Origin of the sequence: Kitasatospora sp. NPDC001540 (assembly GCF_042894345.1) — a bacterium.
Lineage (GTDB): Bacteria > Actinomycetota > Actinomycetes > Streptomycetales > Streptomycetaceae > Kitasatospora > Kitasatospora phosalacinea_C.
Window position 1 is genome coordinate 76,323 of record NZ_JBIAVO010000015.1, and the last position, 13,995, is coordinate 90,317.

Sequence of the window (13,995 nt, forward strand, 5' to 3'; positions counted from 1 at the left end):
CCTCTCCCGCCTCGTTCCGCACCGCCGCCGGACCGGCGCCCGGCGGCACCATTATCCGGTGCCCGACGGGCCGTCGGGCTTCCGCCCGGGCCGCCCCGTCCGCTAGACAGTGCGGTGTGATCATCGACCTGCGGCACCGGCTCGTCGCCCCGCTCCGCCGCTTCGCCCACCGCCCCGGCTACCGGGCCCCGCTCGCCGCGGCGGCCCTGCTCGCCCTGCTGCTGTGCGTGCCGTACGGCGTGCTGCACGACGCCCTGACGGTGGCGTTCGTCCTCGGCGGCAACCTCTGGTCCCTCGTCCCGATCCTGGTCCCGCTGCTGGTGATCGTCGGCCTGCCGGCCGTCCTGCTGGCCCTCGGCCCCCGCAGGCGCCTCCGGCGCCCCGCCCGCCCCGGCAACAGCGCCCTGCTCTGCTGCGCCCTCGGTATCGCGGCCGTCCTGCTCGGCGAGAGCGTCCCTGGCGAGGACCCCGGACTGCTCGGCCTCGGCGCGCTCGTCCTGCTCACCCTCCCGGTCGGCTGGCTGCTCTGGCACCAGACCCCCCGGGCCCGCCGGAACACCGCCGCCACCACCCCCGACCGCCCCGGCCACTGGCGCTGGGCCGCCGCACCGCTGCTGCTCGCCACCGGCGCCCTGCTCGTCCACTACGACGTCCCGGTCGACGCCCGATTCGCCGCCACCCGCTCCGCCCTCACCACCCACGCCGACCACGTCCTCGCCACCGGCAGCACCGCACCCGCCTGGGTGGCCGGTTACCGCCTGGAGCAGACCGAACTCGTCGGCAGCGGCGTCACGTTCACCGTCGCGGGCACCGGCGTCTTCGCCCCGCACGGCTACGCGTACTTCCCGCACGGCACCCCGGCGGGCGAGCCCGTCGGCTACTACACCGAACTCGGTGGCGGCTGGTACAGCTGGTCGGGCCCCGACCGCTTCTGAACGCCCGGCCCCTCACGCCGCCCGGCGCGCCGCCGGGGGCCGGATCGGCTGCGGCGCGGGCCGCCGCGGGTCGTGGTGCCGGCGGCCGGTCAGGTCGCCGACCCGCAGCACCGCGTCCGGCGCCGGGGGAGCGGGCCACAGCGTCAGCCGGTGCTCCTCCACCGGGCGGGCCGCGGTGTCCGCCTCCCGCCCGCGGTCCCGGCCGCGGGTCTGCACCCGCACCCGGTACCAGCCCGGCCCGGCGTGCGCGAGGTTCCCCGGCCCGTCGACGTCCACCCCGTCCCAGGCGCGCAGCCGCAGCTCACCGCTGCTGTGCAGCGACAGCTCCACCACGCTCTCCCACTCCGGCCCCGGCTCCGGCGGCCGCTGCGCGCAGCGCTCCACCCCCAGCCGGATCAGCCCCGTGTGCGTGCCGCACAGCACCGTCAGGTGGTCCGGGCAGCCCGCGGCCACCCCGTTCCCGTGGAACAGCCGGTCCAGCGCGTGCGCGTCCCAGCCGTCCGGCAGCTCCGGCCCGTACAGGAAGTACTGGCAGTACGCGACGTGCATCGCGTCGGTCGTCCACATCATGCGGCCCATGCTGCCGCTCCGTACTGACAAGCCGTCACCGCCGCCCGGACGCCCTCCGGTAGCCTCCCGGTCATGCCGACCGCGCCGATACCCGTCGTCCTGGAGGGCCGCCGGGTGCGGCTCGAACCGCTCACCCCCGCGCACGTCCCCGCCCTGTTCGCCGCCGGGGGCCGCGACGAGGAGGTCTGGCGCCACCTCAGCGCCCCCACCCCGCACACCGAGGACGACCTGCACGCGATCGTCGCCGCCCGCCTCGCCGACGCCGCCCGCGGCCACCGCCTCCCGCTCGCCGTCCTCGACCGCGCGAGCGGCGCCGCGATCGGCACCACCAACCTGCACGGCTGGGACGTCCGCACCGGCCGGATCGAGATCGGCGGCAGCTGGCTCGGCCGTCGCTGGTGGCGCACCGGCGCCAACCGGGAGGCCAAGCTCCTGCTGCTGGCCCACGCCTTCGACACCCTCGGCTTCACCGAGGTCCGCTGGCGCGTCGACGCCGCCAACACCCGCTCCCGCGAAGCCGTCACCCGCCTCGGCGCCCGCCCCGCCGACCCCGACGCCCCGCCGCACGGCCTGCTCCACTACACGATGACCGCCACCGACTGGCCCGCCGCCCGGGCCCGCCTCACCGCCGCCTGAAGGAGCCCGCCCGCATGCCCGACGTCCCGTACGAGCTCCTGGCCGGCCTGGCCGAGAACCCGGCCCTGCCCGCCGACCTGGTCGACCGCCTGATCGCCGCCCCGCACCACTCCTACGCACTCGCCCGCCGCCCCGGCCTGACCGAAGCCCAGCTCGCCGCCCTGATCGCCCGTCGTGCGTACCGCGTCGCCCTCAACCGCCACTTGCCGCCGCAGGCGCGCCACCGCCTCGCCGCCCACCCCGACCCGTACGTCAGGGTCGCCCTGGTCGTCTCCGCCACCGACTCCGACGAGGACCGCGAGCTGTTCGAACGCTTCGCCGCCGACCCGGCACCCGAGGTGCGCAAGGAACTCGCCGAGTCCGACCGCACCCCTGCGGACCTGCGCGCCCGCCTCGCGGCCGACCCGGACCCGGAGGTCCGCGCCGCCCTCGCCCAGTGGTGGACTGCCGCCCCCGAGCCCGTCCGCCGCGCCCTGCTCACCGACCCCGAGGGCAGTGTCCGTGCCGCCGCCTGCGCCACCTACTTCCGCCGCCTGCCGCACCCCGTCCCGCCCGCCGACCTCGTCCCCGCCCTGCTCGCCGACCCGCTCACCCGGGCCGGTGCCGTCGCGCACTGCGACCCGGCCGCCACCGACCTCGAACGCCTCGCGGCCGACCCCGACCCGGACGTCCGCCGCGTCCTCGCCGCCCACCCCGGCCTGCCCGCCCACCTCCGCACCCGCCTCGCCGCCGACCCCCGCGCGCTCGTCCGCCTCGCCGTCCTGGCCCGCCCCGACACCCCCGACGCCGAGCGCGCCGTCCTCCACGACTCGGTCACCGGCCCGTTCGAACCGCCCGGAGAGGAGGTGGACGAGGAGACCGCCATCGAGCTGGAGATCGACCACATCGGGGTCGGCATCGAGCTCTGGATGCTCCAGCTGCCCTGGGTCACCGCCGATCCGCTGCCCCACCTCGACTCGCCGTACCCGGTCTTCCGCCGCGCCGCCGCCGCCTCGCCAGACCTCCCCGCCGAGGCCCGGGCCCGCCTGCTGGCCGACCCCGACAACGAGGTCGCGCTCGCCGCCGCCCGCAGCAGCCCCGACCCGATCGACCCGGTCACCGCCGAGCGCCTCGACCGCGGGCACCGCCCCGTCAAGCGGATGCGCTGGCGCCCCGCCGACGCGTTCCCGCTGCCCGTCGAGACCCTCCGCCGCCTGGCCACCGATCCCGTCCCCCGCATGCGCCAACTCGCCCTGCGGGACCAGGAGTTGCCTGCCGATCTGCTGGAACGTCTGGCCGCCGACCCCGAGGAGCGCGTGCGCCGCGTCGCCGCCGCCCATCCCCGCCTCGCCCCGGCCACCCTGCGGGCCCTGCTCGACGACCCGTCCCCGTCCGTCCAGCGCGCCGCCGCCGCCAACCCGGCCCTCCCGGCCGACGAGATCCGCGCCCGCCTGGACGCCGCCGGGCTGTGAACCCGCGCCGGGGGAGGTCAGTTCGCCGAGCCGGAGACGCCCGAGCCCGGCCAGGATTCCTCCAGCCCGCCGTCCGCCCGGACGGTGTACCGGGTGGAGGAGACCGCGCCCGTCCGGTCCACCCGTTCCTCGCGGATCAGCGCGCCGTTCTCCACCCGCCACACCGCGCCCGCCTCCGGGTTCGCGGCCGAGGCCCGGTCGGCGAGCAGCACGGGGGCACCGCCGGTGAAGCCGTACAGCTGCACCAGGTCGACCGGCACCGCGCCCTCCAGACGGCGCAGCACCACCAGGGTGGCCTGCGCGTCGCGGTAGCGGGCGGGCAGCACCGCGGAGAGCGAGACCGGCGGCCCGCCGCCCTCGGCGGAGTGCCCGTCGCGCAGCCGGATCGCCGGACCGCCGGACGGGTCGGGGTAGCTGAGGTTGGGCCAGTCGACCTGCGGCTGGGTCCCGAAGGACGGAGCCAGCCCGGTGCCGCCGTGCCCGGCGGCGTTCGCGCCGTCCACCGACAGCGTCGTCCCGCCGACCGGCTCGACCGGCGCGGTCGCCACCCCGGCGGGCTGCGGGCCCAGGCCCTGCGCGTCGCGGTTCTCGCAGCCCTGCGCGACGGCGATGGCCAGCGCCACGCCCAGGGTGACCGTCACGAACACCACCAGCCGCTGCCGCAGCAGCCGCTGCCGGGGCGTCGGCCGCCCGCCCAGGGTGTGCGGGGCCCTCCCGGGCGGGGGAGTGCGGTCCCGGCCGGGGAGCGGGGTGCGCTCCCGCCCGGGGGGCGCGGGGCGCCGCTCCCGGACGGTGTCCCCGTCCCGGGCCGGACGCCGCACGCCGGGGCCGCCGGGACGACCCTCCGGGCGCGCCGCCTCCTGCCGGGGCATCGCCGGGGCGGCCACCGCCCGGCCCCCGGCCGCACCCTCCGCCGCCTTCGCAGCCGCCGGGCGCCCACCACTCACCGGGCGGCCACCGCTCACCGGACGCCCACCGACCGGCGGACGCCCACCTGCCGCGTCCGGCCGCGCACCGGCCGCCGCCGCGCCGCGCACCGCACCCGGACGGGACCCGCCCGCCGCCCCGCCCGCCGCGCCGCGCGCCTCCTCGGCGGGCGCGGCCGCCGCCCGCGCCTCGTCCGTCCGCGCGGCCGCCGCAGCCCGTCCGGTCCGGCCGCCGCGCGCCGCGAGCTCGCTCAGCCGCTCGTGCAGCGCCGCCGCGGGCGGCCGCTCGGAGGACTCCTTGGCCAGGCAGGCGCGCACCAGCGGCGCCAGCACCGGCGGGATGCCGGTCAGGTCCGGCTCCTCGTGCACCACCCGGTACAGCATCACCTCGGACGAGGCGCCCGACCCGAACGGCGACTCGCCGGTCAGTGCGAACGCCAGCGTCGCCCCGAACGCGAACACGTCGGTGGCGGGCGTGACGGCGGCGCCGCGCACCTGCTCGGGCGCCAGGAAGCCGGGCGAGCCGACCGCCGTGCCGACGTGGGTGAGCGTGGAGGCGCCGCGCGACCAGGCGATGCCGAAGTCGATGATCCGCGGGCCCTTGGGGGAGAGCAGGATGTTCGACGGCTTCAGGTCCCGGTGCACCACCCCGGCCTCGTGCACCTTCACCAGGCCGTCGGCCAGCGCGGAACCGATCCGCGCCGCGTCCGGCCAGGCCATCGGCCCCTCCTCGGAGACCTGCTTGTACAGCGAGGGCCCGGGCACGTACGCGGTGGCCAGCCAGGGCCGGTCCGCCTCGATGTCGGAGCCCACCACCCGGGCCGTGCAGCCGCCGCGGATCCGCGAGGCGGCGGCGATCTCCCGGGCGAACCGGGTGCGGAACTCGGCGTCCTCGGCCAGCTCGGCCCGGATCAGCTTCAGCGCGACCCGCTGCCCCTTGCGGTCGGAGCCCAGGTACACCACGCCCATCCCGCCGGCGCCCAGCCGCCGGTGCAGCCGGTACGGGCCGACGATGCGGGGGTCCTCACGCCTCAGCCGCATCATTGCCATCTGCCCGTACCCGTTCCCGTTCCGTCAGCCCGTGGAGTGAGGCCCCGTCGGATGTGGGGCATCGTCAGACAACTGTCTCGGGACAGCTTACGGACAGGTAGCGGCCCCGCGTCGACACGCAACACGCGAACCGCCGGTCGGATTGTCGGACCGACACGCCGTCCGGGCCGCCCGACCACCCCGACGCCCGCCCCCATCGGCGGCGATCCGCACCCGAACCGCCGCCCGGCGCCCCCCGACGCCCCGTCAGAACCCCGTCCCGTCCCGCCCGACCGCCCCGGCCCCCGGCCCCACCCCGACCGCCTCCCGGGGGCGACCCCGAGGGCCGTCTCGGGGTACCCGCGCCCCCGCCTCCGCCTCCAGGAGTACGCCGCCCCGCCGTGCCTCATCCCAGCGGAGGCGATCGGAACGGTACGCGGGCATGACGACCCCCGACACCCCTCCCGCATACCGTTGTCCACAGCGAGGGCGGCCCCGCTCGTCCCCCGAGAAGCCGCCCCCGCTGCCGACCGCACGCACCACCCGTCCCACCCGACCGCCCCGACCCGCAGCACCAGCCCGGCAGGAGCCCGCACACCATGGCACCGCTCACCAGAGCCCTTCGCCGCCGCCACCTCCCCGCCACGGAGACCCGGCACCCGGCCGTCGCCGTCGCCATCGTCCTGCCCTGCGCCGTCCTGCTGCTGGCCCTGTTCGGCGCGTGGGACCAACTGGCGACCCAGACCAGAGCGGTCGCCGACCTGATCGGGCGCTGACCCCCTCATGGGGTAGGGGTCTTCGCCGGCCGGAGCCGCCCTCACCGTCGTGGACGGACAGCGTGAGTGGCACAGGCTGCAGCTCCGGCCCGTCGGATGGCCGGGAACGACACGTCGGTGAGGGCGTGCCGTTCCCGGCCACCGTCGTTCGTCGTGGCTCGCCGTCGTTCCGCTTCCCGCACGGAAACGCCGAGAGCCGCAGTCCGGATCGGACTGCGGCTCTCAAAGCTGGTGCGCGATACTGGGATTGAACCAGTGACCCCTACCGTGTCAAGGTAGTGCTCTCCCGCTGAGCTAATCGCGCGGGTGCGCCAGGAACCCCGCTGAGCGGGAGCCTGAGTGCGCGATACTGGGATTGAACCAGTGACCCCTACCGTGTCAAGGTAGTGCTCTCCCGCTGAGCTAATCGCGCGGGTCGATCCTGAGGACCGGGATCCGAAGACCAGTGCGCGATACTGGGATTGAACCAGTGACCCCTACCGTGTCAAGGTAGTGCTCTCCCGCTGAGCTAATCGCGCGGGGAGGACCGTCGGCCGGAACCGGACGGCACCTCTTGGAGGTGGAGACGGGATTTGAACCCGTGTAGACGGCTTTGCAGGCCGTTGCCTCGCCTCTCGGCCACTCCACCAGGCAACTTCTGAACTTCTCGAACTCCTGGAGAACGATCTTACCCTGTTCCCCATCGAGCGGACGACGAGATTCGAACTCGCGACCCTCACCTTGGCAAGGTGATGCTCTACCAACTGAGCCACGTCCGCCTGTCTGCCCTGGTGCCTTCCGGTTTTCCCGGCCGTGCTCCCTGGCGACGTGTTGAACTCTAGCGGATTCCCGGCCCAGCTGAAAAATCCGTTCCCGCAGCGTGGCGCGGGGGTGACCACCGCCCACCGAACCGCCCGTCCCGGCCCGGACGTTCCCACCCGCCCCGACCTAGACTTTCCGGTACCGGGGCGATCCCCCGGCGCCCGCCCGACGCACGTGCGCGAACGGTGCCCGACCGGGCACCGACGGCGGGCGGCACCGCAACGCCCGCGCAGGAGAACCGTGTCCCGCCGCCCCCCGCCCCCCAGCCCCGACCAGCCGATGGCCCGCTTCGCCGGCCGCCTCGCCACCGGGCTGCGCGAAGTCACCCACGACCCGGCCGCCCTCGAACACGGCGGACTCTGGGCCGTCGCCCACGACTTCGAGGGACGACTCACCTGCGCCCGCTTCGCCGACGTCCGCCCCGACCCGGCCCCGCCCGCCACCGACCGCTGGCGCGGCCCCGCCCCCGACACCTGGCACAGCTCCCTCGACGCCGACGCCTACCGCGCCGGGGTCCGCCGCATCCGCGAGCACATCGCCGCGGGCGAGGTCTACCAGGCCAACCTCTGCCGGGTCATGAGCGCACCCCTGCCCGACCCCGACCGCACCGACATCGACGCCCTCACCGGCCTGCTCGCCGCCCACAACCCCGCGCCGTACGCAGGAACGATCCGCCTCCCCGAACACGGCGTCGAGATCGCCACCGCCTCCCCCGAGCTCTACCTCGGCCGCCGCGGCCGCACCGTCCGCTCCGGCCCGATCAAGGGCACCGGCCGCACCGAGCACGACCTCCTCGACAAGGACCACGCCGAGAACGTGATGATCGTCGACCTGGTCCGCAACGACCTCGGCCGGGTCTGCGGGACCGGCACCGTCACCGTCCCCGACCTGTGCGTCGTCGAGAAGCACCCCGGCCTGGTCCACCTCGTCTCCACCGTCGAGGGCACCCTCCGCCCCGGCGCCGGCTGGGCCGAACTGTTCGCCGCCACCTTCCCGCCCGGCTCCGTCACCGGCGCCCCCAAGAGCAGCGCCCTGCGCATCATCCGCGCCCTGGAGACCGCCCCCCGCGGCCCCTACTGCGGAGCCGTCGGCTGGGTCGACGCCGACCGCGGCGAAGCCGAACTCGCCGTCGGCATCCGCTCCTTCTGGATCGAACGGCCCGCCACCGGCGCACCCCTGCTGAAATTCGGCACCGGCGCCGGAATCACCTGGGACTCCGACCCCGACCGCGAATGGCGGGAAACCGAACTCAAGGCCGCCCGCCTGGTGGCGATAGCCTCCACCGGCAGCCCCGAAACACCCGAAACGCCCGAAGGAGCAAGCCGCCGATGATCTGGGTCAACGGAACCCTCACCGCCGAGGACACCGCCGCACTCCCCGTCCTCGACCACGGACTCACCGTCGGCGACGGCGTCTTCGAAACCGTCAAGGCCGAGAACGGCGAACTCTTCGCCCTCACCCAGCACCTCGACCGCCTCACCCGCTCCGCCCGCGGCCTCGGCCTCCCCGACCCCGACCACGACCTGGTCCGCGAGGCCTGCGCCGCCGTCCTCGCCGCCAAGCCGCTGCCGCTCGGCCGCCTGCGCATCACCTACACCGGCGGCCCCTCCCCGCTCGGCTCCGAGCGCGGCACCGCCGCCCCCAGCCTCATCGTCGCCCTCGGCAGCGCCAACCCCCGCCCCGAGACCACCTCCGTCGTCACCGTCCCCTGGCGCCGCAACGAACACTCCGCCGTCACCGGCCTCAAGACCACCTCCTACGCCGAGAACGTCATCGCCCTCGCCGCCGCCCACCGCGCCGGCGCCAGCGAAGCCCTCCTCGCCAACACCGCCGGCCACCTCTGCGAAGGCACCGGCTCCAACGTCTTCCTCGTCCTCGACGGCCGCCTCCTCACCCCCACCCTCGCCTCCGGCTGCCTCGCCGGCATCACCCGCCGCCTCGTCCTCGACTGGATCGGCGCCGAAGAGACCGACGTCCCCTTCGAAGCCCTCGCCGACGCCGAAGAGGTCTTCCTCACCTCCACCCTCCGCGACGTGCAGGCCGTCACCCGCATCGACGACCGCGAACTCCCCGGCACCGGCCCGGTGACGCGCAAGGCGATGGAGGTCTTCGCGGAGCGCGCGGCGCAGGACCGCGACCCGGTCTGAGAGCGGGGCGACCGGCTGCGCCGGGGGCTTGAGGGCGGGGATTGGGAGCCGTCGTCCGCCTCGAGGGCCGCGAACTCCTTGCCGTCGGCCCGCTGCTCCGCATGGCGGTGAAGGTCTTCGCGGAGCGCGCGGCGCAGGACCGCGACCCGGTCTGAGGGCGGGGGAACCGGCTGCGCCGGGGGCTTGAGGGCGGGGATTGGGAGCCGTCACCCGCCTCGAGGGCCGCGAACTCCCCGGCACCGGCCCGGTGCTCCGCACGGCGGTGGAGGTCTTCGCGGAGCGCGCGGCGCAGGACCGCGACCCGGTCTGAGAGCGGGGCGACCGGCTGCGTCGGGCGGGTTGTGGGGCCGGGGATAGAAGAGCGTCCGGGGCGGGAAAGGGAGACGGCATGACCACCACGTTGCGGCCCGACGGGCCCGAGGAGGCGGGCGTCGGCGGTGGGCGGACGCAGCGCTGGCACATCATGGTGAACGGGCGGCGGGTGGGCGGACTGCGGACCAACGGGTGGGCCCGCAGCGGGCAGTACCCGGGGGAGATCTGCGAGTTGGAGGTCGCCGAGGCCGACCGCCGCCGCGGGCGGGCGACCGTCGCCGTGCTGGCCGCCGAGGAGGTGCTCCGGTACTGGGGGTGCGCCCGGGCACAGGTCGTCGTCCCGGCCGGGGCCACCGTCGCGCTGCGCCTCGCGCACACCCTCGGGTACACCGAGCGGATGCGCAACCTCGGCAAGGAACTCGACCGAGTCCCGCCGCTGCCAGCCGGGTCGACGGACCGCCCGATGACCGCCGAGGAGTACCCGGCCTGGCAGGAGGCCGCCGTCGCGGGCTACCGGCAGGACCTGCTCACCGCCGGTCTCGGCCCCGACGAGGCCACCGCCCGCGCCGAGGGCGACCACCGCCGCGCCCTCCCCGTCGGCCTCGGCACCGTCGGCACCGTGCTGCGCCGCCTGCTGGACGCCGACGGCCGCGTCCTCGGCACGATCTGGGTCACCCTCCACCAGGACCGGCTGCCCGACGGCAGCCCGCTCGCCTGGGTGATGCTGGTCGAGGTCGCCCCCGAGCACCGCGGCCGGGGCCACGGCCGCACCCTGATGCACATCGCCGAACGCGAGTGCCTGCGCGCGGGCGTCCGCCACCTCGGCCTGAACGTGTTCCGCGACAACGCGGTGGCGCTCGGGCTGTACGAGTCGCTCGGCTACCGGACCACCCGGCACGTGCTCGGCAAACCCCTGCTCTGACCCGCCCGCCCCCGCCCGCCCAGCCGGGCGGCCTCAGCCGTTCAGCAGCTCGACGATCCGCTCCCGCAGCCCCTCCTGGGACTGCCCGCCGTCCAGCCGCTTCCCGGCCACCACGTACGTCGGCGTGCCCTTGACCCCGATCGCCCGGCCCTCCGCCACGTCCGCGTCGACCCACAGCATGTGCCGGCCGTCGACCAGTGCGGTGTCCACCTCGTCCGCGTCGACGCCCACCGCGGCGGCGATCTCCACCAGCACCGCCGCCCCGCCCCGCTCGACGTCCTCCAGCCGGGCCAGCACGGCCTCCGCGAACTCCCAGCCGCGCCCCTGCTCGAACGCCTCCGCCGCCGCCTCGGCCGCCGGGTACGCGTGCTTGTGCTTCTCCAGCGGGAAGTGCCGCAGCTCGACGGTCAGCGCGTCACCGAACCGCTCCCGCAGCGCCCGGACGTCGTCCAGCGCGGTACGGCAGTCGGGGCACAGCAGGTCGCACCAGAATTCGACACGGGGCAGGGAGGAATCGCTCATGCCGCCCAGTCTCCCAGGTCGGGAGCGCCCCGCCGAACGCCGCTCGACGGCCCGGGGCCGGTGCCGCGCCGCCCGCCGCTCAGTGCCCCGGGGCCGGCACCGCCTCCGCCTCCGCCGACCGCTGCCGGGCCCGGTACGCGGCCACGTGCAACCGGTTGCCGCAGGTGCGGCTGTCGCAGTAGCGGCGCGAGCGGTTGCGCGACAGGTCGACGAACACCCGGGCGCAGCCCGGCGCCTCGCAGCGGCGCAGCCGTTCCAGCTCGCCCGCCATCACGATGAACGCCAGCGCCATGCCCAGCTCGGCGGCCAGGTGCGGGCCGATCGCGGCGTGCGGGGCGAAGTAGTGGACGTGCCAGCCGTGGTGGTCGTGGTTGGTCAGCCGGGGCGTGGTGCCCGCCTCCGCGACCACCGCGTTCACCAGCTCCGCGGCCCGCTCGACCGACCCGGCCGAGAACACCTCGCGCAGCCGGGCGCGCAGCTCGTGCACCACCGCCAGGTCCGCCGGACCGAGCGAGTCGACCTCGCTGATCTCCTGCCGGACCACGAACGCGCTCAGGGCCGCCACGTCGGGCAGCTGTTCGCTGCCGCACGCCTCCGGCGCCGTGTTCAGCAGCTCCACCAGGATGCTCAGCGCGCACTCGGTGTCATGGGTGATCAGCACGTGGGGGCTCCTCACGCGGCGAGGGCCCCGGGGCCGTCGCGTCGGTCATCGCGCGCCGACTCTACCGGCCCCGGCCCGCCCGGGGACCGCCGAACGGCCCAGGACGTGACTGAGCCCCGGGCGGCCACTCCGGTGGGAGTGACGCCCGGGGCGGGACCCCGAAGGCCGCTGGGGCGGCTGCGAGCTGCGACCGTGCCCCCGAGTAGGACGGTGCGCATCGAGGCGATCCCGCCGCCGCGCGACGGCGGGCGTACTCGTACGGGGTTCAGTTCTCGGCGAGGATGTGGGACAGCTCCCGGTCGAGGTCGAAGTGACGGTGTTCGGTGCCGGGGGGCACCGCGGCGTCCGTCCGCTTGAGGAAGGACTCAAGCGCCCGGGCCGGGGCCTCCAGCAGGGCCTCTCCTTCCGGAGAGCTCAGGGCGATGCAAACCACGCCTTGACCGTGACTGCGGGACGGCCACACCCGGACGTCGCCGGTACCGGTCGGTCGGTGCAGCCCCTCCGCGAGGAGGTCGCGGGCGAACACCCACTCCACGGTCTCGTCTGCTCCGGTGTGGAACGTCGCGTGCACGGCATAGGGGTCGGCAGTGTCGTAGCGCAGACCCGCGGGGACGGGCAGTGACGACTCGCTAGACACGATGAGGCGCAGGTGCAGCTCGCAGCTGACCGTGGTGTTCATAAGCGCCAGGGCCTTTCGCTCAGTGTGCGCTCGGGGAATCGCACGTCGGCGAACGGACCATCCCACCTGAAAGCCCGATGTAAACCCGTCTGTCCCGATTCCGGTGCGAGTCGTACCCCTTCCGGCGCATTGCGGAATCCCCCGGCGGCCCGGCCGCCGGGACGGCGGGCCGGTAACGGCGGGGCATTACCGGCGGTCGCACCGGGCGGGCCCCGGAAGGACTGGAGGAACCCACGAACCTGGCCCGGCAGCCGTCCTCCGGCGCCCCTCCCGCGCGCTGGTCGTCCAGTCGGGTGACCGCTCCGACCGGGGCCGTCACCCGCCGTGGCCGGTGGCGGGCCAGGTGGCGGGCCCGGTGGCGGCGGGGACGCGGCGGCGGGCGGTGAGGGTGTTCGGAGCACCCGCGCGGATGGGGTAATGTTTTCCCTGCACCCGGGCGATTAGCTCAGCGGGAGAGCACTTCGTTCACACCGAAGGGGTCACTGGTTCGATCCCAGTATCGCCCACCGGAATGCACAGGCGCGGGGCTCCGACTTGTTTATCAGGTCGGGGCCCTGCGCCTTTTCCGCATGCCCCGGGCGGAGTTCTGACGGACATTCAACGCGCCCTCCCGGAAGGGGAACTGGGGGACCGTCCGTGGAACGGATCGTGGAACGGATTGTGAACCCGGACCCAAGTGGTGCTACAGTTCTTCTCGTTGCCCGGGCGATTAGCTCAGCGGGAGAGCACTTCGTTCACACCGAAGGGGTCACTGGTTCGATCCCAGTATCGCCCACCGAGCACCACGCAGGCCCCGACCACGCCGTCGGGGCCTGCGGCTTTTTCCGGGCCCGAGCGGCGTGACGCCCCGTCAGGCCGCCAACTCGCAGGCGTGGCCCGGCTCCAGGCGCGCACCGCAGCGGCAGCGGGCCGGACGCACCGGCCAGGCCGCGTCCACCCGCTCCGGCGTGCCCGAGCGCTCGAACCACCGCTCCAGGCCACGGGCCTGGGCCGCGTGCCACACCGCCTGCCGCAGGTGCAGCTCGGCCGGCGTCAGCCCGCCCAGGCGCTCCCGGTGCCGGGCCGCCACCGCCCGCACCAGCTCCATCGCCGCCAGCGCGTCCGCCGCCGCGTCGTGCGCGCCCACCAACTCGACGCCGTAGTGCGCGCACAGGTCGGTCAGCGTGCGCCGGCCCTTGCGGTAGCGGTCGACCTGCTTGTCCAGCACCCGCGGGTCCAGCACCAGCAACTCCGCGCCGCCCAGCGCCTCCGCCAGCGAACCCGCCCCGTGCCGCCGCAACTCCCGGTCCAGCAGCGTCAGGTCGTACGGCGCGTTCATCACTACCAGCGGCACGCCCGCCCGCGACTGCTCGGCCAGCGCCGCGGCCACCTCCACCGCGACCGCGCGCGGCGGGCGGCCGTGCGCCCGCACCCGCTCGTCCGAGATGCCGTGCACCGCCCGGGCCTGCTCCGGGATCGGCACGCCCGGATCCGCCAGCCACGTCCGGACGGTGGGCGCCCCGCCCGGTGCGGACTGCACCACCAGGGCGGCCGAAACGATTCTGTCCCGCTCGACGTCGACACCGGTGGTCTCGGTGTCGAAGGACGCCAGCGGACCGTGGTACCAGGAACCCAGCTGCTGCATGACG

The 13,995-nt window shown here is 75.5% G+C and carries 12 protein-coding genes, 7 tRNA genes and 1 pseudogene; 9 read left to right on the top strand and 11 right to left on the bottom strand.

Going from position 1 to position 13,995, the window contains the following annotated elements:
• Positions 1–116: 116 nt before the first annotated feature.
• Positions 117–935 carry a hypothetical protein gene (locus ACFY00_RS19325; RefSeq protein ID WP_388032712.1) on the top strand — a complete coding sequence of 273 codons (819 nt, stop codon included), beginning with the start codon at positions 117–119 and terminating at the stop codon, positions 933–935.
• Between the two features lie 12 nt (positions 936–947).
• Here the strand turns inward: ACFY00_RS19325 and ACFY00_RS19330 are convergent, their stop codons facing one another.
• A complete protein-coding gene (locus tag ACFY00_RS19330; protein ID WP_388032713.1) occupies positions 948–1,514 on the bottom strand; it encodes a hypothetical protein in 567 nt (188 codons plus the stop codon).
• A 63-nt stretch (positions 1,515–1,577) separates the two neighbouring features.
• On the opposite strand from ACFY00_RS19330, the gene ACFY00_RS19335 reads away from it, so the two are divergent.
• Both ACFY00_RS19335 and ACFY00_RS19340 read left to right on the top strand, forming a co-directional pair.
• The gene (locus ACFY00_RS19335; RefSeq protein WP_388032714.1) at positions 1,578–2,141 is read left to right on the top strand and encodes a GNAT family N-acetyltransferase; all 564 of its coding nucleotides are present in this window, start codon (positions 1,578–1,580) and stop codon (positions 2,139–2,141) included.
• A gap of 14 nt (positions 2,142–2,155) precedes the next feature.
• Complete coding sequence (locus tag ACFY00_RS19340; protein WP_388032715.1) at positions 2,156–3,592, top strand: hypothetical protein; 1,437 nt, start codon at positions 2,156–2,158, stop codon at positions 3,590–3,592.
• Positions 3,593–4,356: 764 nt separating this feature from the next.
• Here ACFY00_RS19340 and ACFY00_RS19345 read toward each other — a convergent pair.
• Positions 4,357–5,568 (bottom strand): annotated as a pseudogene (locus ACFY00_RS19345) (serine/threonine-protein kinase); the annotation flags it as partial.
• 578 nt (positions 5,569–6,146) lie between these two features.
• Between ACFY00_RS19345 and ACFY00_RS19350 the strand changes: the two are divergent.
• Positions 6,147–6,323, top strand: coding sequence for a hypothetical protein (locus ACFY00_RS19350; RefSeq protein WP_285738240.1), 177 nt, complete (start codon positions 6,147–6,149; stop codon positions 6,321–6,323).
• A gap of 229 nt (positions 6,324–6,552) precedes the next feature.
• Here ACFY00_RS19350 and ACFY00_RS19355 read toward each other — a convergent pair.
• The 5 genes from ACFY00_RS19355 to ACFY00_RS19375 all read right to left on the bottom strand — a co-directional run bounded on the left by ACFY00_RS19355 (position 6,553) and on the right by ACFY00_RS19375 (position 7,081).
• Positions 6,553–6,627 (bottom strand) — tRNA-Val (locus ACFY00_RS19355).
• Between the two features lie 36 nt (positions 6,628–6,663).
• Positions 6,664–6,735 (bottom strand) — tRNA-Val (locus tag ACFY00_RS19360).
• 34 nt (positions 6,736–6,769) lie between these two features.
• A tRNA-Val gene (locus ACFY00_RS19365) sits at positions 6,770–6,841 on the bottom strand.
• Between the two features lie 36 nt (positions 6,842–6,877).
• Positions 6,878–6,951, bottom strand: a tRNA-Cys gene (locus ACFY00_RS19370).
• Between the two features lie 57 nt (positions 6,952–7,008).
• Positions 7,009–7,081 (bottom strand) — tRNA-Gly (locus tag ACFY00_RS19375).
• A 322-nt stretch (positions 7,082–7,403) separates the two neighbouring features.
• Here ACFY00_RS19375 and ACFY00_RS19380 point away from each other — a divergent pair.
• The 3 genes from ACFY00_RS19380 to ACFY00_RS19390 all read left to right on the top strand — a co-directional run bounded on the left by ACFY00_RS19380 (position 7,404) and on the right by ACFY00_RS19390 (position 10,505).
• The gene (locus tag ACFY00_RS19380) at positions 7,404–8,456 is read left to right on the top strand and encodes a chorismate-binding protein (protein ID WP_388032785.1); all 1,053 of its coding nucleotides are present in this window, start codon (positions 7,404–7,406) and stop codon (positions 8,454–8,456) included.
• Positions 8,453–9,271 (top strand): aminotransferase class IV, encoded by an 819-nt coding sequence (locus tag ACFY00_RS19385; RefSeq protein ID WP_388032716.1) that lies wholly within the window; start codon positions 8,453–8,455, stop codon positions 9,269–9,271. The genes ACFY00_RS19380 and ACFY00_RS19385 overlap by 4 nt, the downstream gene beginning before the upstream one ends.
• A 388-nt stretch (positions 9,272–9,659) precedes the next feature.
• Positions 9,660–10,505: a GNAT family N-acetyltransferase gene (locus tag ACFY00_RS19390; RefSeq protein WP_388032717.1), complete on the top strand. Its 846-nt coding sequence runs from the start codon at positions 9,660–9,662 to the stop codon at positions 10,503–10,505.
• A 33-nt stretch (positions 10,506–10,538) separates the two neighbouring features.
• Here the strand turns inward: ACFY00_RS19390 and ACFY00_RS19395 are convergent, their stop codons facing one another.
• The 3 genes from ACFY00_RS19395 to ACFY00_RS19405 all read right to left on the bottom strand — a co-directional run bounded on the left by ACFY00_RS19395 (position 10,539) and on the right by ACFY00_RS19405 (position 12,367).
• Positions 10,539–11,027 carry a DsbA family protein gene (locus tag ACFY00_RS19395; protein WP_388032718.1) on the bottom strand — a complete coding sequence of 163 codons (489 nt, stop codon included), beginning with the start codon at positions 11,025–11,027 and terminating at the stop codon, positions 10,539–10,541.
• Positions 11,028–11,106: 79 nt separating this feature from the next.
• Positions 11,107–11,688: a CGNR zinc finger domain-containing protein gene (locus tag ACFY00_RS19400; protein ID WP_388032719.1), complete on the bottom strand. Its 582-nt coding sequence runs from the start codon at positions 11,686–11,688 to the stop codon at positions 11,107–11,109.
• Between the two features lie 265 nt (positions 11,689–11,953).
• Positions 11,954–12,367, bottom strand: a complete 414-nt coding sequence (locus ACFY00_RS19405; protein WP_030459107.1) for an SsgA family sporulation/cell division regulator — start codon at positions 12,365–12,367, stop codon at positions 11,954–11,956.
• A gap of 434 nt (positions 12,368–12,801) precedes the next feature.
• On the opposite strand from ACFY00_RS19405, the gene ACFY00_RS19410 reads away from it, so the two are divergent.
• Positions 12,802–12,873 (top strand) — tRNA-Val (locus ACFY00_RS19410).
• A 197-nt stretch (positions 12,874–13,070) separates the two neighbouring features.
• Positions 13,071–13,142: transfer RNA gene (locus tag ACFY00_RS19415), tRNA-Val, on the top strand.
• 75 nt (positions 13,143–13,217) lie between these two features.
• On the opposite strand, the gene ACFY00_RS19420 is transcribed toward ACFY00_RS19415, so the two are convergent.
• Entirely contained in the window at positions 13,218–13,982 is a 765-nt protein-coding gene (locus ACFY00_RS19420; protein WP_388032786.1) for an exonuclease domain-containing protein, read from the bottom strand.
• Positions 13,983–13,995: the final 13 nt, after the last annotated feature.